This window comes from Steroidobacter sp., from assembly GCF_036402275.1.
In the GTDB taxonomy this organism is placed as follows: Bacteria; Pseudomonadota; Gammaproteobacteria; order Steroidobacterales; family Steroidobacteraceae; genus Steroidobacter.
Genome location: NZ_DASWTF010000036.1, coordinates 737119 through 756879, shown reverse-complemented (window position 1 = coordinate 756879; position 19761 = coordinate 737119). Strand labels below are relative to the sequence as shown.

Here is a 19761-nt window from a genome sequence, read left to right as displayed (position 1 = left end):
CCCCCTTTGCATTCGAGGCGCGATGCGACTCAATAAGATCAAGCTGGCCGGGTTCAAGTCCTTCGTGGACCCGACCGCAGTGAATTTCCCGAGCAACCTGATCGGCGTCGTGGGTCCGAACGGTTGCGGCAAGTCCAACATCATCGACGCGGTCCGTTGGGTGATGGGTGAGATTTCCGCCAAGCACCTGCGCGGCGACTCCATGGCGGACGTGGTGTTCAACGGCTCCAGTTCGCGCAAGCCCGTGGGCACGGCCTCCGTGGAGCTGGTGTTCGACAATTCCGACGGCAAGCTCGGTGGCCAATATGCCGCCTTCAACGAGGTGTCGCTGAAGCGCGTGGTGTCGCGCGACGGCACTTCGGCCTACTTCCTGAACGGCGCGCGCTGCCGCCGCAAGGACATCACCCAGCTGTTCCTGGGCACCGGCCTGGGCTCGCGCAGCTACGCCATCATCGAGCAAGGCATGATCGGCCGCGTCATCGAGGCGCGCCCCGAGGAGTTGCGCGGGTTCATCGAAGAGGCCGCCGGCATCTCCAAGTACAAGGAGCGCCGTCGCGAGACCGCCAATCGCATCGCCGCCACCAAGGAGAACCTGGAGCGCCTGAGCGACGTCCGCGAGGAAGTCGACAAGCAGTTGCGCCACTTGCAGCGCCAGGCGGCGACCGCCCGTCGCTATCAGGCCCTGAAACAGGACGAGCGCAAGGTCAACGCCGAGTTGATCGCCCTGCGCCTGAAGGCCATCGAGCACGACGCCCAGTCCAAGGAAAGCGTGCTGAGCGAGCGCGATACGGCCATGCAGGCGTTGATCGCCGAGTTGCGCGCCATCGAGTCGTCGATCGAAACCTCGCGCGAAGATTTCACCGAAAAGTCCGAAGCGCTGAATGCCGTGCAGGGACGCTACTACCAGATCGGCTCCGAGATCTCCCGCAACGAACAGTCCATTCAGCACACCCGCGAGCTGCGCCAACGTCAGCGCCAGGATCTGGAGCAGGCCGAGGAGGGCGCGGCCGAAGCCCAGATGCACTTGACCCGCGACGAGTCGCAGGTCGATCAGCTGCGCAGCGAGCTGGAGCAGTTGGAGCCTGGCCTCGAAGCGGCCCGTGAGCGTGAGCGTGCGTCCGCCGAGGCGCTGTCGCAGGCCGAAGAGGCTATGCAGGAGTGGCAGGAGCGCTGGGAAGAATTCAACCGCGACTCCCGCGCGGCCAGCGAAAAGACGCAGGTCGAGCGTGCGCGTATCGAGCAGCTGGAACATCAGCTGACGGGCTTGCAGTCGCGGCGTGAGCGTCTGAGCACCGAGCTGAGCCAGCTCGACATGGGCGATTCCGCCGAACGCATCGCCATGCTCGAAGCTCAAGTCGAGGATGCGGCCGCTCAAGGCGAAGCCGCGGCGACCCAGTTGCGTGAAGCGACAGAAGAATTGCAGCGCTTGCGTGAACGCGAGCGCGAGCTCGTGAGCGCCGACGACAGCAGTCGTAAGCATTTGCAGGAAGCGCAGGGACGTTTGATGTCGCTGCAAGCCCTGCAGCAGGCCGCGCTGGGTCTCGCTCAGGGCAAGGTCGGCGAGTGGCTGGCGTCGAACACGCTCAGCGATCGTCCGCGCCTCGGTCAGCAACTGGTCGTGGATCCGGGTTGGGAGCGCGCCGTCGAAACGGTGCTGGGCTCGTATCTCGAAGCAGTGTCCGTCGATGCGCTCGACGACATCGCACAACGCATCGACTCGCTGCAGGTCGGCACGGTTTCGTTCTTCACTGCCGGCGCCAGCAGCACTCAGAGCAGTGACAGCAACAGTCTGTTGTCGCGCGTGCGGGGGCCGTCGGCGATCTCCGCTTTGTTGACTGGCATCGTTGCCGTCGACTCGTTGCCGGAAGCCCTGGAGCGTCGTCACTCGCTGGCCGACGGCCAGTCGATCATCACGCGCGACGGCGTGTGGATCGGTCGCGACTGGCTGCGCGTCAGCCGTGACAAAGACGTCCACGCAGGCGTCATCGAGCGTGAGAAGGAAATGGCCGAGCTGCGCGAGCGCGTCAGCGCGGCCGAAGAGCAGCGTGAGACCGTTCAATCTCAGCTCGCGGAATGCCGTGACGGCTTCCACGCACTCGAGCAGCGTCGCGATGAATTGCAGGCCGACGTCAATCGCCTGCATCGCTCGCACAGCGAGTTCAGCTCGCAAGTGACGGCGCTGCGCGCGAAGGCGGAGCAGACCGCTGAGCGCCTGCGTCGTGTCACCAGCGAAATCGAAGAGCTCGATCGCGATTACGAAGGTCGCTCCGAAGCCATCGCCGAAGCTCGCGCTCGCTTGCAGGAAGGCGTGGAAGCGATGGGCCAGTTCGAGGACGCGCGTGTCGGCCTCGAAAATGAGCGCGAAGAGCGTCGCCAAGGTTTGGCCTTGCGTCGATCACAAGCGCAGCAGGATCGCGATGGCGCGCAGGAAGTGGCGATCAAAGTGGAGTCGCGGCGCTCCGCGCTGACTTCCATCTCCGCGGGCCTCGATCGCCTGCGCAACCAGTTGCAGCAGTACGAACAGCGCCGTGAGTATCTGACCCAGCAGCTCGCCGAAGGCGAAGCGCCGTTGAATCTGCTCGAAGAGCAGCTCGAAGCGAAGCTCGAACAGCGCGTCGAAGTCGAGCAGGAATTGTCAGTCGCGCGTCAGGCGTTGGAAGGCGCCGAACATCTCATGCGCACGATGGATCAGCAGCGCATGGATCGCGAGCACGCGATCGAACAGGCGCGCGCCGGCCTCGACGATCTGCGCATGGCTGCCGAAGGTTTGAAAGTTCGGCGTGAGACGTTGCAGGAACAGTTCGCGGCGACTCAGTACGATCTCGCGACGGTGTATCAGGAGATGCCGCCGGAAGCCGAGATCGGCGCGTGGGAGGAAACCCTCAACGATCTCTCCGACAAGATCGGCCGGCTCGGCGCGGTCAACCTCGCGGCCATCGAGGAATATCAGGAACAGTCCCAGCGCAAGGAATATCTGGACAGCCAGTTCAAGGACCTGACCGAGGCGCTGGAGACGTTGGAAACGGCCATCCAGAAGATCGACAAGGAAACGCGTCAGCGCTTCCAGGATACGTTCGATCGCGTCAACGCCGGCCTGAAGGAGCGCTTCCCGCGCCTGTTCGGCGGCGGTCATGCGTATCTGGAGCTCGCGGGCGAGGACATTCTCAACGCCGGCGTGTCCATCATGGCGCGCCCGCCGGGCAAGCGGAACAGCACCATCAATCAGCTGTCGGGCGGCGAGAAGGCGCTGACCGCGGTGGCGCTGGTGTTCTCGATTTTCGAACTGAATCCCGCACCGTTCTGTCTGCTGGACGAGGTGGACGCGCCGCTCGACGAAGCCAACGTCGGCCGCTTCTGCAACACCGTCAAGGAAATGTCCGAACGCGTGCAGTTCATTTTCATCACCCACAACAAGACCACGATGGAGCTGGCCTCGCAGCTGGTGGGCGTGACCATGAACGAGCCGGGCGTGTCGCGCCTGGTGGCGGTGGATGTCGACGAAGCGGTGCGTCTGGCGGCGATGTAAGCCTGCATGAGCGAGTTGCGTTGGATACTGATCGGGTTCGGCATCGTCCTGCTCGCGGGCATTTACCTGTGGGGGCGACGGGGCGGTGCTGCCGTCGCCGAGGACGTGGCGCTGCGAGGTGGCAGGCCCGAGCCGGCGATGCAGCCCCACGGTTTCGCGGATGCGCCATCGCCTTCGTATGAAGACGAACCCTATGAAGAAGATCAGCAGCCGGCTGCCGTAGCTCCGCGCCAACTGGACCGAGCTGATGACTATGAGGTAACAGCTGCGCGGCAGGTGAGCCCGCGCAGCGAGGCTCGTCTTGCACGGGGCGAGGCGCCGCGTCCCGCCTTCAAGGAGATTGTGCCGGCAGCAAGCACGAGCGGCGAACCTGCGCGGCCTCTGCCTGATTTCCGGCGCGGTCGCGTCGAGCCCACCATCGGCGCCGATGTGGTGACTGAAGAGCTGCGTGTGCAACCGGCCGCGGGAGAGACGGCTACGGCGGTGATAACGCCGGCGCCGACGCTCTCGTCCAGCGAGACACCGCCGCCGCGTCGGTCGAACGCTCGCAAGATTCTTTCGCTGCGCTTGAGCCTGGCTCCGCAGCGGGTCGAAGGCGCGAAGCTGCAGGAAGTGTTGCAGGAAGAGCTGCTCACTCACGGCAAGTACGAGATCTTCCATCGGCTGCACAGCGACGGCCAGAGCGTGTTCAGCGTCGCCAGCATGGTCGAGCCCGGCAGCTTCGATCTGGAGAAGATGGGCGAGACGCTGTATCCGGGCGTGACTTTGTTCGCGCAGTTGCCGGGGCCGGTGCCCGGCATGCATGCGCTCAACGAGCTGGTGGCGTGCGCGCGCCGCCTGCATCAGTCGCTGGGCGGCGTGCTTCAGGACGATCGGGGTGTGCCGCTGACGGTGCATCGTATCGAACGCATGCGGCAGGAAGTTCGCGACTTCGAGCGGCCACCGGGCGCCCGCGGTCATCAGGAGTAATCGGGAGTGACTCAGCCTTCGCCTGCGGCGCGCGCAGAGGATCTGCGCCGCCAGTTGGAGCATCACAACTATCGTTATTACGTGCTCGACGATCCGGAAGTCTCCGACGCCGAGTACGACCGCCTGCTGAACGAGCTCAAGCAGATCGAGGCGGACAATCCCGATCTCATCACGCCGAACTCGCCGACCCAGCGCGTCGGCGCGACGCCAGTCAGCGAGCTGCAGGAAGTGGCGCACACCACGCCCATGCTGTCGCTCGACAACGCGTTCACTGAAGACGATCTGGTGGGCTTCGATCGCCGCGTACGCGAGCGCCTCGAGACCTCACAGCAGATCGAATACGTTGCCGAACCCAAGCTCGACGGCCTGGCCGTGAGCTTCCGTTATGAGAACGGTCGTCTCGTGCGCGCCGCGACGCGCGGCGACGGCATGAAGGGCGAGGACGTCACTCACAACGTTCGCACGATCAAAGCCGTGCCCACGCAATTGCGCGGCAAGGTGCCGGACGTGATCGACGTTCGCGGCGAAGTTTTCATGACGCTCGCCGGTTTCAAAGCGATGAATCAGCGCGCGCTGGAGAAGGGCCAGAAGGTGTTCGTGAATCCGCGCAATGCCGCGGCCGGCACGCTGCGTCAGCTCGATCCGCGCCTGGCTGCGAGTCGTCCGCTGGATGCTTTCTTTTATGCGGTCGGCGAACACGGCAATTGGAAACTTCCCGGCAAGCACAGCGAGGTGCTCGAGCAGTTGCGCGAGTGGGGCCTGAAAGTGTCGCCGTTGACCAAGGTCGTGCAGGGCGCCGAAGGCTGCCTCGCGTATTACCGCGACATCGGCGAGAAGCGCAGCTCGCTCAAGTATGAAATCGACGGCGTGGTCTACAAGGTCAATCGCTTCAATCAGCAGCGCGATCTGGGCTTCGTCTCCCGCGCGCCGCGTTGGGCGATCGCGCATAAGTTTCCGGCGCATGAAGAGAACACCATCGTTCGCGACGTGGAGTTTCAGGTTGGGCGTACTGGCGCGCTGACGCCGGTGGCGCGCCTGGAGCCGGTGTTCGTTGGCGGCGTGACCGTGAGTAACGCCACCCTTCACAACATGGATGAAGTGAAGAGAAAGGACGTTCACATCGGCGATACCGTCGTCATCCGGCGCGCGGGCGACGTGATTCCCGAAGTCGTCAAAGTTGTTTTGGAGCGCCGACCGAAGAATGCCAAGCTGGTCGAGCTGCCCAAGCAATGCCCGATCTGCGGCTCCGCCGTGGAGCGCGAAGAGGGCGAAGCCGTCGCCCGTTGCAGCGGCAGCCTGTCGTGCGCTGCGCAGCTCAAAGGCGCGTTGTTACATTTCGCGGGCCGCCGCGCGATGGATATCGATGGGTTGGGCGAGAAGATCGTCGATCAGCTGATCGACGGCAAACTCGTTCGCAGCCCGGCGGATCTCTATGAGCTCACGGTGCAGCAGTTCTCCAGCTTGGAGCGACTCGGGGAGAAGTCGGCCAAGAATCTGGTCGACGCGCTGGAGAAGAGCAAGAAGACCACGCTATCTCGCTTCCTCTACGCCCTCGGCATTCGGGATGTGGGCGAGTCGACGGCTACCGCGCTCGCTAATCATTTCGCGTCGATCGAGGCGCTGCAGGACGCCGATGAGGCTGCGATCCAGGAGGTGCCGGATGTCGGACCCGTGGTGGCTGCGCACGTCCACACGTTCTTCCAACAGCCGCACAACCGGGAAGTCGTTCAAGCCCTACGCGACCAAGGCGTTCACTGGCCCGCGCAAACTCGCCGCGCCGCTGCCGCCGAAGGGCCGCTGACTGGCAAAACGTTTGTTTTGACCGGCACGCTCGAAAGCATGAGCCGCGATCAGGCGGGCGATCGCATCACTGCGTTGGGAGGGAAGGTGACGGGCAGCGTTTCAAAAAAAACGCACTACGTCGTTGCGGGCTCGGAAGCCGGTTCGAAGTTGACCAAGGCGCAGGAACTCGGCGTTGAGATTCTCGACGAAGCCGCGTTCTTGAAGCTGCTCGCCGGAGAATAAGAGGGCCGCGATTGCGGCCCTCCCGAGACACTTAGATCTTCTTCTCGATCTGCGCGTTCTTCCGCAGATCCTCGAGGTAGGTCTGCAGCTTCTTGCGCTGAACCAGCATCTTCACGCGATCCTTCACTTCTTCGAACGGCGGCGCAGAAGTCCCGCGGGACTCTTCGAGCTTGATGATGTGCCAGCCGAACTGGCTCTGCACGGGCGCGTCTGTCATCTGCCCCGGCTGCAGCGCGGCGACTGCATCAGAGAACGGCTTGACCATGGTCTCGAGCGTAAACCAGCCCAGGTCGCCGCCGTTCTTCCCGGACGGATCTTTGGAGTTCTTCTCCGCGAGCTTGGCGAAGTCCGCGCCGCCTTTGAGCTGCTTGGTGAGGGCTTCGGCCTTCGCCTGGTCGTCGACCAGGATGTGACGGGCGTGATATTCCTTCGGCATCTGAGCGACCTGCTCGTCGTACTCCGGGCGCAGCTCCGCGTCCGTGACCGGATTCTTTTCCAGCCACTTCTGCAGGCCCGAATCGACCAGCACGTTGAGCCGCGCTAGCGCCAGCTGGTCCTGCACTTTCCGATCCTTGTCGATGCCGTCCTTCTGCGCCGCCTCGGCCGCGAGGCGCATGCTGATGAACTGATCCAGCAGCGTCGACTTCTCTGCGTCGGCGACCTGGCGCTTGGACTGGCGTTCGACGTTCTCGACGTAGAGATCGAACTCCGACTTGCTGACGTTCTTGCCGTTGACGACCGCGACCGCGGGGCCGGCGTCCTTGGCGGCGGAGTCGCTGTTATCGGCGGCTTTGCCGCACCCGGCCAGCAGCGTGAAAGGCAGCAGCAGGCCGAGAAGAAGATGGCGATTCATGGCAATCCTTGATGGTGTGAAAGTAAGACGATTCGTCAGCGCGCTTCGTCCGGTGTCAACGCGGTGATGCTCAAAGCGTGGATGTCGGTCTGCATCAGCTCGCCCAACGAGCGGTACACGAGCTGATGGCGCTGCAGAGTCCGCAGGCCGGCGAAATCCGCCGACACCACGCGCACGCGGAAATGACCTCTGCCATCGCGTGCGCCAGCATGGCCCGCGTGCAGGTGGCTGTCGTCGATCAACTCGATCTGATCGGTGTGCAATGCCCGGCGCAACTCGCTGACGATGCGCTCGGCGCGTGTGGGAACGGCGCTCATTGTGACTTCCCCGACTCGGCGGAAGCGTCTTCGGCCGGCATCTTAGAAGACAGCCACAGCGTCTGGCCGATGGCGAACGCCACCGTCAGGCCCAGCATGCCGAACAACTTGAACTTGACCCAGAACGCCTCGGAAAAATTGTAGGCGACATACAGATTGAGGGCGCCGAGCGCGATGAAAAACACGATCCAGGCCCAATTCAACGTCTGCCACAGCGAACGCTCCAGCTGCAGGTTCTGGCCCATCATGCGCTCGATGATCAGCTTGTCGCCGAAGAACCGGCTGGCGAGGAACGCCGCGGCGAACAACCAGTTCACCACCGTGACCTTCCATTGAATGAACGCCTTGTCATGGATCAGCAACGTCAGGCCGCCAAAAATGAGCACCAGCACGCCCGAGACCAGCGCCATCTGGCTGACCTTGCGGTGGCGGAACCATTGCCAGGCGGTCTGCGCTATCACCGCGACGATGATGACCGCCGTGGCCGTGAACAGGTCGCCCGTGAGCTGATATGTGCCGAAAAACGCGATGACTGGAAAGAAATCGAACAACAACTGCATGCGAGGACAGTGGCCTTGCCGGATCGGACACGCCGGCGAATTTGACAGGGCCGCTATCATACCGGGATGACCAGCCGCTATCTGGAGATTCACCCCACGGACCCTCAGCTCCGCCTGATTCGCCAGGCGGTCGAGATCATTCGTGAGGGCGGGGTGGTCGTTTACCCGACCGACTCCTGTTATGCGCTGGGCTGCCACCTCGGCGACAAGGCCGCGATGGAGCGCATCTCGCGCATCCGCGAGACTGACAGGCATCACCACTTCACGCTGGTGTGCAGCGACCTGTCCGAGATCGCCAACTATGCCCGCGTGAGCAACGCGCAGTACCGCACGCTCAAGGCGTTCACGCCCGGCCCGTACACCTTCATTCTGCAGGCGACCAAGGAAACCCCGCGACGCTTGCAGAACGAAAAGCGCAAGACCATCGGCATCCGGGTGCCCGACCATCCGGTCCCCATGGCCATCCTCGACGAGCTCGGCGAGCCCATCATGAGCTCGACGCTGATCCTGCCCGGCGACGAGCATCCAATGACCGACGGCCGCGAGATTCAGGAGCGGCTGTACCACTTCGTGGACGCCGTGATCGACAGCGGCAACTGTGGTCTCGAGCCCAGCAGCGTGATCGATCTGGCCGGGCCGGCGCCGGTGGTGGTGAGGCGGGGCAAGGGCGACGTCAGCGCCTTTGGATGACGGCTATCAAGCTTGCCTGTCAAGCTGCGTATAATGCGCCCAGCTTTGCAAGCTGCTGATTTCTCGTATTAACAACACCCGCTAACGCTTTGATTTAACGGGCCTGAGGCCAAGCATTGAGCGCGACTCCCGCTACCAACCGACGCGTCCTGTCCGGCATGCGACCGACGGGCGCCCTGCATCTCGGCAACTATCACGGCGCGCTCAAGAACTGGGTGGAGCTGCAGTACCAGTACGAGTGCTACTTTTTCGTCGCCGACATTCACGCGCTGACGACCGGTTACGAAGACACCTCGCAGCTCGAGAGCAATGTCTGGAACGTCGTGATCGACTGGCTGGCGGCTGGCCTGAATCCCGCGTCGTCGACCATCTTCATTCAGTCACGTGTGCCCGAGCATTCCGAGCTGCATCTGCTGCTGTCGATGGTGACGCCGCTGAGCTGGCTGGAGCGCGTGCCGACCTACAAGGATCAGCAGGAGCAGTTGAAGGACAAGGATCTGGCGATGTACGGCTTCCTGGGTTATCCGCTGCTGCAGGCCGCGGACATCCTGCTGTACAAGACTGCGTTCGTGCCGGTCGGCGAGGACCAGGTCGCGCACGTGGAGATCACCCGCGAAGTCGCGCGTCGCTTCAATCACATCTATGGCCGCGAACCCGACTTCGAAGCCAAAGTTGAGAAAGCACTCAAAGCGCTGGGTACTCGCAACGGCACTCGATACAACGAGTTGCGGCGTCTTTATCAAGAGAAGGGCGATGCCGAGGCCATTGCCAAAGCGCACTCGCTGCTGGAAGGCACGGCGCGCCTCACGCTGGCCGATCGCGAGCGCTTGATCGGTTATCTCGAAGGCACGGGCCGCAGTTATCTGGTCGAGCCCGACGTGTTGCTGACGACGACCCCGAAAGTGCCGGGCCTCGACGGTCGCAAGATGTCCAAGTCTTACGGCAATACCATCGGCTTGCGCGAGGATCCCGATGCGGTCGCGAAGAAGCTGAAGGGCATGATGACCGATCCGGCGCGGCAGCGGCGCACCGATCCGGGCGATCCGGACAAGTGTCCGGTGTTCGATCTGCACAAGATTTATTCGAACGGCGAGACGCAGGCCTGGGCCGCGCAGGGTTGTCGCACCGCTGGCATCGGCTGTCTGGATTGCAAAAAGCCGGTCATCGATGCGGTCGTGGCCGAGCTGCGCGGGATCCAGGCGCGCGCCAAGGAATTCGAAGAGAATCGCGACCTCGTCCGCGGCATCGTCGCCGAGGGCAACGAGAAGGCCCGCGACGTCGCGCGCCAGACGCTCGACGAGGTGCACCAGGCGATGGGGATGAATTACCGGTGAGCAAGTCCAAGCCCGAACTGAAGCTGGTGGAAGACACCGGCTCGCAGCTGCAGGACGAGGACCTGAGCATCGAGCTGCCGCCTCAGCAGAGCGAAATGCCGTTCGCCGTGGTGGAAGGCGAGCCGATGACGCAGCTGCCGCGGGATTTGTATATCCCGCCGGATGCGTTGCAGGTGTTCCTGACCGCGTTCGAAGGTCCGCTCGATCTGCTGCTGTACCTGATCCGCAAGCAGAACCTCGACATCCTGAATATTCCGATCGCCGAGATCACTCGTCAGTACATGCAGTACATCGAAGTGATGGCGGAGATGCAGCTGGAGCTCGCCGGCGAATATCTGCTGATGGCCGCGATGCTGGCGGAGATCAAGTCGCGCATGCTGTTGCCGCGGCCCCCGACGGCTGAAGGCCAGGAAGAAGAGGATCCGCGCGCCGAGCTGGTGCGTCGTCTGCAGGAGTACGAGCGCTTCAAGAAGGCGGCCGAAGACATCGATCGTCTGACTCGCCTGGAGCGAGACACGATGACTGCGTCGGCCGAGCTCGAGGAGCGCAAGGTCGTCACTCGTCCTCCGGACGTCACGCTGAAAGAAATGCTCGATGCCTTCCGCGACGTGCTGTCGCGGGCGGAGAAGTTCGCGCACCACCACATCTCGCGCGAGCGGCTGTCGCAGCGTGAGCGCATGACGGAAATCCTGTCGCGATTGCAGACGGTTGCGTTCTTCGAGTTCTCGCAACTGTTCAAGGTCGAGGAAGGGCGCATGGGCGTCACTGTGACGTTCATCGCCATTCTGGAGTTGATGAAGGAAGGCTTGATCGAAATCGTGCAAGCTGAGGCGTATGCGCCGATTCATGTGCGCACGGCTCAGCGTCATTTGAAAGTCGTTCAGGGTGGCGCCGCCGCGGATCTCGCCGATCAAGCTGACGCCGAGAATGCGGCCGCGCTCGCGCAGCCCGAGCTGGCCGGTGAGAACGATATTCCTGACGAGGATGACGAGCCGGCCGCGGATGAAGCCGCCATCGCTGTTCAGGCGGCGGTTGCGGATGTCGCTGCTGCTTCTTCGATTGCTGTCGACAGCGTCGAGTCTGACAACCCGGCGAGCGAGTCTGGCTTTGTCGATGCCGCTGTGTCGGAGGCGCTCGCGTCGACTGAGAGTGCGGTCGATACCATCGCTACTGAGGAAGCTGCGCAGATCGAAGCGTCGGCGATTCTCGAAGAGCCGGTCGTTGAGGAACAACCGATTGCCGAAGGCGTTGTCGCCTTCGAAGACGCAGGCGCTGAAGACAGCCTCGACGCGGATCCGCTTGCTCCTGTCGACGTAGTCGAAGCCGTCGCAGAGAGCGCGGCCGAAGTTGTCGCTGCTGATGAAGTCATCGCAGCGGACGAATCGCACGTCGTCAAAGAGCACGTGGTCGAGGAGCACGAGATCGAGGAACACGTCGTTCCCGAGCACGTGATCGAAGAGCACATCGTGCCCGAGCCGGCGAGCGAGGAAAGCGTCGCACTGGCGGAGACCGCGCAAGTTGGCGACGAGATCGTCGCCGACGAGACGGTCGAGACGACGGAAGAGTTCGTTGCTCGAATCGACGAGACGGCAGAGATCGCTGACGAGGGGGTCGTATCTGACGACTTAGCGGCGACCGACGTGGTGATCGAGGATGCACAGCCGTTGGAAGCGGTTGCTGCCGAAGCTGAGGTAGCGCCCGCGTTGGAGACGATCGAGGTTGCGGCCGAGGATGCGCAGCCTGAAGAGCAGGTTGACGTTGTGGCCGAGGAAGGGCCGACGCTGGAGACGATTGAAGTCGCCGCAGAGGACGTGGCTGCAGTGGAAACGACCAACGTCCTGGTCGAGGACGCGGTGGCGGTGGAGACGACCGAGCTGTCCGTCGACGACGACACAGTGACCGGGTCCTCCAGCGAGGCCGACAATTCGGACGCGGAACCATCGAGATGAACGAACAAGATCTCAAGCACATCATCGAAGCGACGCTGCTGGCGGCCGGTAAGCCGGTCACCACGCAGCAACTGCTGGACCTGTTCGAGGAACGCGAGCGCCCCACGCCCGAGACGTTACAGACCGCGCTCGGCATGCTGATGGTCGACTACGAGTCTCGCGGCATCGAGCTGGTCGAAGTGGCGAGCGGCTGGCGCATTCAGGTGCGTCCGCGAGCCGCCGAAGTCGTGTCGCGCCTGTGGTCGGAACGTCCGGCCAAGTACTCGCGTGCGCTGTTGGAAACATTGGCGCTCATCGCGTACCGCCAGCCCATCACTCGCAGCGAGATCGAAGAGATCCGCGGCGTGTCGATCAGCTCGACGATCATGCGCACCCTGCAGGAGCGCAACTGGATTCGCACTGTCGGTCATCGCGAAGTCCCGGGCCGTCCGGAATTGCTGGGCACGACACGTGAGTTCCTGGATTACTTCGGCTTGAAGAGCCTGGATCAGCTGCCCACGCTGGCCGAGCTGAAGGACGTCGAAACCATCGGCGTGCAATTGGAACTGCCGGCCGACCAGGCCCAGTCGCCGGAAGGCGGCGAGGGTGCCGAGGGCGAGACAACCGCCGAAGCTGCCGAGGGCACGGACGGCGTCGAAGCCGCCGCGACTTCGGAAGAAACCGTCGCCAGCACCGAAGCCGCCGAATCGAGCGAAGCACCGAGCGACGCCGAAGGCGAGTTGGCATCGGAATCGGAGGAGCAAATCCTCGCCGAGGCTGAAGCAGAAAGCGAAGCAGACGCCGACAACGACGCTGAAGACGACGACAGCGACGAGTCGAACGACGAGACCGAACTATCGGCCGACGCCGACGACGGCGACTCTGATGACCCCGACGACGATGACGGTGACGCAGAGGGCGACATCGACGACGCCGACGACGAGAACGAGCTCTCAGCCGACGCCGACGACGGCGACGAAGACTCCGACGCGTCGCCACCGATGGTGGCCTCCGACGACGACGACGAAGACGACCAACAGGACCGCGCCCGCATCGGCGAACCGCCGAGCGAAAGCTAATCAACCAACGGCGCCGCGAGTCTCAGCCGCGGCGCCTCCATCATGTCCGAACGCCTCCACAAACTTCTGGCCCAGCATGGCCTCGGCTCGCGTCGCGAGATCGAGAAATGGATGCTGGAAGGCCGCGTCAAGCTGAACAATCAGCCGGCGCAGCCGGGCGATCGTTACAACCCGGGCGATCGCGTCAGCATCGACGGCAAGGACGTGAGCGCGCGGCTGCAGGTCTTCGCGGCCCCTAAAGTTATCCTTTATCACAAGCCGCAAGGCCAGCCGATCACGCCCACAGCCACGGAAGAAGATGGCGAAGTGGCCGGCAAATCGGTGATGGAATCGCTGCCGTCATTGCGTGGCTCGCGCTGGCTGGTCGTGAACACCATGCAGGCCGGCGACAGCGGATTGTTATTACTGACGAGCGATGGACGATTGGCCGACGCCTTGCGCCGCCGGGCGGAAACGACGCCATCGGCGTACGTCGCACGCGTGCTCGTGCCCACGCCCGACTACGACGTCGAATCCATTCCTCGCGTAGTTCAGTACGACAACGAAACCATCGAGTTCGAAAGCATCGAGCCCGCGGGCGGCGAGGGCACGAATCGTTGGTTCCGCGTGGAGTCACATCGCGCACATCGTCGTGCAGCCGTTCGCGCGCTGTTCGACAGCCGCGGCTTGAAAGTCAGTCGCGTGATTCAGGTGAAGTTCGGCGATTTCGAGCTGCCGCGAGATCTGCCTCGCGGCAAGCATCGAGAGTTGTCGGAGGGCGACGTAGCCGCGTTGTATGCGAGCGTCGATCTCGCATTGCCGACCCCGCCGCCCAAGCCCGAAGCCGCCGCCCGTCAGCAGCGGCCGCGCCGCCGGCCGCCGCCGGATCGGCGCAGGAAGCCGAAGAAGCGATAGTCGAAAGGGCCTTGGCCGCTTTCGACCGAAAAAGTCGAAAGGGCCTCGGCAGCTTTCGACAAAAAGAGAATCACTTCGGCTCGTTCATCGACCACAAGACGCCGAACGGATCGCGCAGCTGGCCATAGCGCGCGCCCCAGAACATATCCTGCAACGGCAACACGATCGTCGCGCCCGCGTCGACCGCGCGCTGCCACCACCTGTCGATGTCCTTGACCTGCAGCGTGAGGTTGAACGCCTGCGGCTTTTCGAGCGGGTGACCGTGATCGGGATAAGGATCGCTCAGCATGAGCGAAGAGCCGTTCACGTACAGATGGATGTGCATGGTGCGGCCCTGTTCATCCACCGGATAACGAAACACTTCCGTGGCGCCAAACGCCTTGGCGTAGAAATCCGACGCCTTGCTGGCGCCGTCGACCTGCAGATAGGGGACCAGCCCGCCTTTGACTTCGGGGTTGGGGTAGGAAGCGTCGTTCTGTGCTGCGCTCATCGTCGGCTCCTGAGAGTTGTCTGTGCCAAATCAGCGTCGTTCGCTGCTAGGACGAGCCAGGCGTGCCGGACCCGACACGCCCCGACAAAAATCTTCGAACTATTGGGCGTTGACGGTCTGGCCCTGCACCCCACGGCTGTCCGGCCCGAGCAAATAAAGATACGCCGGAACGACGGCCTCGGGCTCGGGCAGGGTGCTGCGATCTTCGGCCGGATAGGCCTGCAGGCGCATGTTGGTCTTCACCTTGCCGGGGTTGATGCTGTTGACCCGCATGGCGGGCTGATTCTCCAGTTCCTGCGCGAGCATGTGCATGAGCCCGTCGCTGGCCCACTTGGAGACGAGGTACGAGCCCCAGAACGCACGCGGGTTGGAAACCACGCCGCTCGAAGTAAACAGAATCACCGGATCGGGCGAGCGCTTCAGCAGCGGCAGACAACTGCGCGTAAGAATGAAGGGCGCGTTCACGTTGACGTGCATGGTGCGCATCCACTTCGCGACGTCGTGATGTTCGATGGGCGCGCGCTCGCCCAACATCGAAGCGTTGTGGAGCAGGCCGTCGAGCCGGCCGAATTCCTGATCGAGCGCGGCCACCAGCTTTTCATATTCCTCCGGGCCGGCCTTCTCGAAATCCAGCGGCAGGATGGAAGGGCGCGGGCCGCCAGCAGCGACGATGGCGTCATAAACGCCTTCCAACTTGCGAACGTTTCGACCGTGCAGCACGACCTGCGCGCCGTGCGCAGCAGCCGCGATCGCCACTGCCTTGCCGATGCCGTCGCTCGCGCCGGTGAGGAGGATGACGCGATCTTTGAGTGCGTCCTTGGAAGGCTGATAGCTGCGAGGGTCGGTCATGTTGGGGAGATTCCGGTGCTTATGCTTTGCGCGCCGCGAGCCAGGCAGTCCACGGCTTTTGCAGCGGACCGAGGTCGATGCGTTCGGTGGCGACATCGTAGTTGCGGGCAGCGATGCGGTCGAGCAGCTTGCGGTGCAGGGCGGCCAGGACATACACCGGGCGTAGATGCTCCGTGTGCACGCCACGAGGCGGCAGATCCAGCTCGGCGATGGCGCTGCTGCGAACGGTGCGAAGCGCGTCCTTCAACTTCGGATCGACTTCCCGTGCGCGCAGATGGTCCGTTTTCAGCTCGTGCTTATCCAGCAGGTCGAGCGGCAAATAAACATTACCGTCGTAAGCATCCTGGCGCAGGTCGCGCACCACTTCTGTCATTCGAATGCCGACGCCAAGCTTGTTGGCCGCGGCCCGGGCCGTTTCATCCAACGCGTCCGGGGCGACTAACTGAGAAGCGACCAACTCTTGAATGGCGCCGCCGCTACGAGAGCAGTACGCGCGCAACTCCTGCTGATTCGTGAACGTCATGCGCGCCAGGTCCATGTCGGCGGCGGCGAGCACTTCGTGAAGCTTTGCGAACACACTGCGGTGACTCGACGTGCGTTCGTGCAACAAGCGCGTCGCCGGATGTTGGGGATTGCCGTTGACGAGCCGATCGGTCTCGGCGCGCCACCACGTCAAGCGCGTGTGCGCCACATCGTGACTTGCGCTTTTCGCCGACTCACGAATCTCCGTCTCGATTGCATATAAAGCGAGCACGACCTCGCGGCGCTCCTCCGGCGAATACAGCAGCGAGAAGTAGCGCATCGAGCCCGGCGGGGCCGTGCGATTCACAAGTTCGTTATCGATGGCCGACATGGGTCTGATCAGTTGGTCTGCGGGCCCTTGTCGGCGGTGCCCGGCAGCGGCAGCTGGCCAGTGTCCGCCGGCTCGCGGGCGAGCTTGTCGATGGGCTCTAGCGTTTCCATTTCACGATCGGGCCGGACGCCCAGCTCGGTGAACTTGCGCGCGCCGGGCAGCACCTGGCGTTCGAGCGAACCGATGGCGGCGTTGAAATGATCGACGCTGTTGCCAAGATTGCGGCCGAGCTTGCTCAGGTGCGTCGTGAACACGGCCAACCGTTTGTAGAGATCCTCCGCCAGCGTGCGAATGGTCTCGGCGTTTTGCGCGAGCGCCATCTGTCGCCAGCCGTAGGCCACTGCCTTGAGCAGGGCGACGAAGCTCGACGGCGTCGCGATGATCACGTCCTGGCGAATGGCGTCTTCCAGCAGGTTGGGTTGCTCGGCCAGCGCCGCGGACAGGAACTGATCGCCGGGAATAAACAGAATCACGAAGTCCGGGCTGCGCTCGAACTGACTCCAGTAACTCTTCGCGCCCAGCTGCTTGACGCGTTCGGCAATCGCGTTGGCGTGGCGACGCATCGCCAAAGCGCGCTGCTCGTCGGTGGCCGCATCGACGGCTTCGAGATAAGCATCGAGCGGCGTCTTCACATCGACCACCAAGTCTCGGCCATCGGGCATGTGCACGATCATGTCGGGGCGGAGATTGCCGTCCTCGACGCGCACATGGACCTGTTCCTTGAAGTCGCAGTGCTCGACCATGCCGGCCAGCTCGGCGAGGCGGCGCAGGGTCATTTCACCCCACTGGCCGCGCACCTCGGGCCGACGCAGCGCGTTCACCAGCGTGCGGGTTTCTTTTTGTAGCGCCTGCTGACCGAGCGCCACCGACTCGAGCGACGACTTCAAACTGCCGAAGGTCTCGGCGCGCTCTTTTTCAATGCGCAGGATCTGCTGCTCGGTCTTGCCGAGGGCCTCGCGGATCGGAGTGAGCATGGTCTCGATGGCTTTCTCACGTGCCGTGAGCGCAGAGACGGCGTATTGCTGATGCTGAGTGAGATGCTCACGCGCCAGCTTCAGAAACAAGTCGCTGTTCGAGTGCAGCGACTTGTTGGCAATGCTGTCGAAGGACGACTTGAGCTGCTCCATCGAGCGTTCGAGCGCCGCCTGCCGCTCCTGCTCCAGCTGTTCCTCGCCTTTGAGCTGAGCCTTCAGCACGGCGAGCTCGACATGCAATGACTGCGCACGCTGACGAGCGCGAAGACTGCTGATCAACGCGCCAAGCGTCGCGCCCACAACCAGCGCGGCAGATACGACCAACCAAATCGAAGTACCTACCAACTCAGGAGTCTCTTTTTAGATGCATCATGTAATTCACGCTCACGTCGCTGGTGCGTCGGGCGGTGTGTTGTAACGGATCGTAAGCCAACCCGGCGATATCCACGACGCTCAGCTGCGCGCCGCGCGCCCAGCGGCTCAGCTCGGAAGGCTTGATGAAGCGCTCGTAGCTGTGCGTGCCGCGGGGCAGGAGATTCAGCACGTATTCCGCGCCCACAACGGCCAGCAAATAAGCCTTCAAGTTGCGGTTCAGCGTGGAGACGAAGATGTCGCCGCCCGGACGCACGAGATCATGCAGAGCGCGCAGCACGCTGGCGGGCTCGGGCACGTGCTCCAGCATTTCCATGCAGGTGACCACATCGTAAGCGCCCGGCGAATGAGAGGCGTGAGTTTCGGCCGACTCGCGCATGTAACGAATCGTGAGCTGGCTCTCGAGCGCATGCAACTCGGCGACTTCGATGGTTTGAGGCGCGAGATCGATGCCCGTGACCTGTGCGCCACGCTTTGCCATCGCTTCACTGAGAATGCCGCCGCCACAACCGACGTCGAGCACACGCTTGCCGCGCAATGAAGCGCCCTCGTCGATGTAGGCGAGGCGCACCGGATTCAGTTCGTGCAGCGGACGAAACTCGCCGCGGGGATCCCACCAACGCTGCGCGATGTCGTCGAAGCGGGCGATCTCGGCGGGATCGTGATTGGAGGCAGTTGCGTTCATGACTCTTTAATCTCGGCAGCGATTCTCTCTCGCCATAGCTCGGCGCGCTTCAACACCGCGGTCGTGTCCAGATGCGTCAGCTCGCGATCACGCACCAGCATGCGACCGGCGACCCAGACATCGCAGACTTGCTCGCGCGACGCGGCAAACACGATCTGCACGGCCGGGTCATACGTGGGCTGGGTATTGGGACGACCGAGGTCGATGCAACAGATGTCCGCCCACTTGCCTGGCGTCAGCGAGCCGATGGACTCGGCCAGACCCAGGGCGCGCGCGCCGTTCAGTGTCGCTGTTTGAAGCCACTCGTGCGCGTCGACCGGCGTGGCGTTGGGAAACATGCTGTTCGCGATCAGAGCGGCGCTGCGCAGCTCGGCGAGCAGATCGTTGTTACTGACGCCGCCGCTGCCCAGGGCAACGTTTACACCGCGATCCTTGAATAAAGGCACGGGGCACAGACCGCTGCCGAGCTTGAGGTTGGATTGCGGGCAGTGCACGACGCTTGCGCCGGCGGCGGCGACGCGCTCCACATCGGCGGAATCGAGTTTGACCATGTGGACGGCGGCAAGCAGGGGCGACAGCAAGCCGAGTTGCTCCAGCCGCTCGAGCGAGGGCGCGCTGCCACGGCTTTCGTTCACGTGCATGCAGATCGCCAGTTCCAGCTCGTCAGCGAGCCGGCGCACTCGCTCCAGCGTTTCATCGCCGAGCAACGCAGGCTCGACCGGCGCGAGCACCGTGGTGATCAAGGGATCGTCGCGATACTCGTCCCGCAGCTGCAATCCCTTGGCCAGGCATTCGCTGGCCGAGCCGGCCCACACCGACGGCGCGTCCTGTACGGGCAGGCCGACGCAGACGCGCATGCGTGCGTCGGCGGCGGTTTGCGCGACGACTTCGGGGAACAGGTGCTGGTCGGCAAAACATGTCGTGCCGCTCGACAACGCAGCGGCGATCGCCAGCTCCGTGCCGTCGCGGACATATTCAGCATCGACCCAGCGTTGCTGCAGCAGTCGGATGCCGTGCGCCCATTGCTCGAAGGAGCTGGCGCCGACGGCCCCGTGCAACAGGCTGCTGGCGGCGTGGGTGTGCGCGTTCACAAAGCCCGGCAGCAGCACGTGCGCCGGCCGCTCGATCTCTTCCCGGGCCGAAAAACGCTGTTTTGCCTCGGCCGTGGGCAGCACCGCGACGATGCGTCCCTGGTGAATCGCCAGCGAGTGTGCTTCCAGCACCGAGCCCGCCGGTTCGATCGGAATGATCCAGCGGGCCGAGAGCAGCGTGTCGATAGGTTCCATGCGGCCGGAAGTATAACGGAGCGCCCTGTTTTGGACGCACGATGTGATAAGATTCGGCACTTCCTCTGTCGAGCTCC

At 63.5% G+C, this 19761-nt stretch carries 16 protein-coding genes and 1 pseudogene; 8 read left to right on the top strand and 9 right to left on the bottom strand.

Going from position 1 to position 19761, the window contains the following annotated elements; translation table 11 throughout:
- Positions 1-22 precede the first annotated feature (22 nt).
- From smc to ligA, 3 genes are read left to right on the top strand one after another with little or no spacing between them, the layout of a single operon-like run.
- Positions 23-3526 carry a chromosome segregation protein SMC gene (gene smc, locus VGD45_RS22880; RefSeq protein WP_331157673.1) on the top strand — a complete coding sequence of 1168 codons (3504 nt, stop codon included), beginning with the start codon at positions 23-25 and terminating at the stop codon, positions 3524-3526.
- 6 nt (positions 3527-3532) lie between these two features.
- Positions 3533-4495 carry a cell division protein ZipA C-terminal FtsZ-binding domain-containing protein gene (locus VGD45_RS22875; protein WP_331157672.1) on the top strand — a complete coding sequence of 321 codons (963 nt, stop codon included), beginning with the start codon at positions 3533-3535 and terminating at the stop codon, positions 4493-4495.
- 6 nt (positions 4496-4501) lie between these two features.
- The gene (gene ligA / locus VGD45_RS22870) at positions 4502-6520 is read left to right on the top strand and encodes an NAD-dependent DNA ligase LigA (protein ID WP_331157671.1); all 2019 of its coding nucleotides are present in this window, start codon (positions 4502-4504) and stop codon (positions 6518-6520) included.
- A gap of 31 nt (positions 6521-6551) precedes the next feature.
- On the opposite strand, the gene VGD45_RS22865 is transcribed toward ligA, so the two are convergent.
- From VGD45_RS22865 to VGD45_RS22855, 3 genes are read right to left on the bottom strand one after another with little or no spacing between them, the layout of a single operon-like run.
- Positions 6552-7373 carry a peptidylprolyl isomerase gene (locus tag VGD45_RS22865; protein WP_331157670.1) on the bottom strand — a complete coding sequence of 274 codons (822 nt, stop codon included), beginning with the start codon at positions 7371-7373 and terminating at the stop codon, positions 6552-6554.
- Positions 7374-7408: 35 nt separating this feature from the next.
- The gene (locus VGD45_RS22860; RefSeq protein ID WP_331157669.1) at positions 7409-7690 is read right to left on the bottom strand and encodes a BolA family protein; all 282 of its coding nucleotides are present in this window, start codon (positions 7688-7690) and stop codon (positions 7409-7411) included.
- A complete protein-coding gene (locus VGD45_RS22855) occupies positions 7687-8250 on the bottom strand; it encodes a septation protein A (RefSeq protein WP_331157668.1) in 564 nt (187 codons plus the stop codon). The genes VGD45_RS22860 and VGD45_RS22855 overlap by 4 nt, the downstream gene beginning before the upstream one ends.
- A gap of 66 nt (positions 8251-8316) precedes the next feature.
- Here VGD45_RS22855 and VGD45_RS22850 point away from each other — a divergent pair, with 66 nt between their 5' ends.
- The 5 genes and pseudogenes from VGD45_RS22850 (at position 8317) to VGD45_RS22830 (ending at position 14175) form a co-directional block, all read left to right on the top strand.
- Positions 8317-8940: an L-threonylcarbamoyladenylate synthase gene (locus VGD45_RS22850; RefSeq protein ID WP_331157667.1), complete on the top strand. Its 624-nt coding sequence runs from the start codon at positions 8317-8319 to the stop codon at positions 8938-8940.
- Between the two features lie 116 nt (positions 8941-9056).
- Entirely contained in the window at positions 9057-10274 is a 1218-nt protein-coding gene (locus VGD45_RS22845; protein ID WP_331157666.1) for a tryptophan--tRNA ligase, read from the top strand.
- A gap of 95 nt (positions 10275-10369) precedes the next feature.
- Positions 10370-11126 (top strand): annotated as a pseudogene (locus VGD45_RS34195) (segregation and condensation protein A); the annotation flags it as partial.
- Positions 11127-12219: 1093 nt separating this feature from the next.
- Positions 12220-13281, top strand: a complete 1062-nt coding sequence (gene scpB / locus VGD45_RS22835; RefSeq protein WP_331157664.1) for an SMC-Scp complex subunit ScpB — start codon at positions 12220-12222, stop codon at positions 13279-13281.
- Positions 13282-13323: 42 nt separating this feature from the next.
- Positions 13324-14175, top strand: coding sequence for a S4 domain-containing protein (locus VGD45_RS22830; RefSeq protein ID WP_331157663.1), 852 nt, complete (start codon positions 13324-13326; stop codon positions 14173-14175).
- 70 nt (positions 14176-14245) lie between these two features.
- On the opposite strand, the gene VGD45_RS22825 is transcribed toward VGD45_RS22830, so the two are convergent.
- The 6 genes from VGD45_RS22825 to VGD45_RS22800 form a co-directional block, all read right to left on the bottom strand.
- A complete protein-coding gene (locus VGD45_RS22825; protein ID WP_331157662.1) occupies positions 14246-14665 on the bottom strand; it encodes a glyoxalase/bleomycin resistance/extradiol dioxygenase family protein in 420 nt (139 codons plus the stop codon).
- Positions 14666-14764: 99 nt separating this feature from the next.
- On the bottom strand, positions 14765-15514 hold the full coding sequence (locus VGD45_RS22820; RefSeq protein ID WP_331157661.1) for a YciK family oxidoreductase: 750 nt from the start codon (positions 15512-15514) through the stop codon (positions 14765-14767).
- A 19-nt stretch (positions 15515-15533) separates the two neighbouring features.
- Positions 15534-16367: a squalene/phytoene synthase family protein gene (locus tag VGD45_RS22815; protein WP_331157660.1), complete on the bottom strand. Its 834-nt coding sequence runs from the start codon at positions 16365-16367 to the stop codon at positions 15534-15536.
- An 8-nt stretch (positions 16368-16375) separates the two neighbouring features.
- Positions 16376-17665, bottom strand: coding sequence for a DNA recombination protein RmuC (gene rmuC, locus VGD45_RS22810; RefSeq protein WP_331157659.1), 1290 nt, complete (start codon positions 17663-17665; stop codon positions 16376-16378).
- 22 nt (positions 17666-17687) lie between these two features.
- Entirely contained in the window at positions 17688-18398 is a 711-nt protein-coding gene (gene ubiG / locus VGD45_RS22805) for a bifunctional 2-polyprenyl-6-hydroxyphenol methylase/3-demethylubiquinol 3-O-methyltransferase UbiG (protein ID WP_331157658.1), read from the bottom strand.
- Entirely contained in the window at positions 18395-19684 is a 1290-nt protein-coding gene (locus VGD45_RS22800; protein WP_331157657.1) for an amidohydrolase family protein, read from the bottom strand. Before VGD45_RS22800 ends, ubiG begins: the two co-directional genes overlap by 4 nt.
- Positions 19685-19761: the final 77 nt, after the last annotated feature.

What these genes read in the sequence shown, in the direction of transcription:
- VGD45_RS22800 (WP_331157657.1), bottom strand. Translation starts at nt 19,684, where the DNA reads ATGGAACCTATCGACACGCTGCTCTCGGCCCGCTGGATCATTCCGATC.
- VGD45_RS22850 (WP_331157667.1), top strand. Translation starts at nt 8,317, where the DNA reads ATGACCAGCCGCTATCTGGAGATTCACCCCACGGACCCTCAGCTCCGC.
- VGD45_RS22875 (WP_331157672.1), top strand. Translation starts at nt 3,533, where the DNA reads ATGAGCGAGTTGCGTTGGATACTGATCGGGTTCGGCATCGTCCTGCTC.
- smc (WP_331157673.1), top strand. Translation starts at nt 23, where the DNA reads ATGCGACTCAATAAGATCAAGCTGGCCGGGTTCAAGTCCTTCGTGGAC.
- VGD45_RS22865 (WP_331157670.1), bottom strand. Translation starts at nt 7,373, where the DNA reads ATGAATCGCCATCTTCTTCTCGGCCTGCTGCTGCCTTTCACGCTGCTG.
- VGD45_RS22815 (WP_331157660.1), bottom strand. Translation starts at nt 16,367, where the DNA reads ATGTCGGCCATCGATAACGAACTTGTGAATCGCACGGCCCCGCCGGGC.
- VGD45_RS22820 (WP_331157661.1), bottom strand. Translation starts at nt 15,514, where the DNA reads ATGACCGACCCTCGCAGCTATCAGCCTTCCAAGGACGCACTCAAAGAT.
- VGD45_RS22860 (WP_331157669.1), bottom strand. Translation starts at nt 7,690, where the DNA reads ATGAGCGCCGTTCCCACACGCGCCGAGCGCATCGTCAGCGAGTTGCGC.
- VGD45_RS22830 (WP_331157663.1), top strand. Translation starts at nt 13,324, where the DNA reads ATGTCCGAACGCCTCCACAAACTTCTGGCCCAGCATGGCCTCGGCTCG.
- VGD45_RS22825 (WP_331157662.1), bottom strand. Translation starts at nt 14,665, where the DNA reads ATGAGCGCAGCACAGAACGACGCTTCCTACCCCAACCCCGAAGTCAAA.
- scpB (WP_331157664.1), top strand. Translation starts at nt 12,220, where the DNA reads ATGAACGAACAAGATCTCAAGCACATCATCGAAGCGACGCTGCTGGCG.
- ubiG (WP_331157658.1), bottom strand. Translation starts at nt 18,398, where the DNA reads ATGAACGCAACTGCCTCCAATCACGATCCCGCCGAGATCGCCCGCTTC.
- VGD45_RS22855 (WP_331157668.1), bottom strand. Translation starts at nt 8,250, where the DNA reads ATGCAGTTGTTGTTCGATTTCTTTCCAGTCATCGCGTTTTTCGGCACA.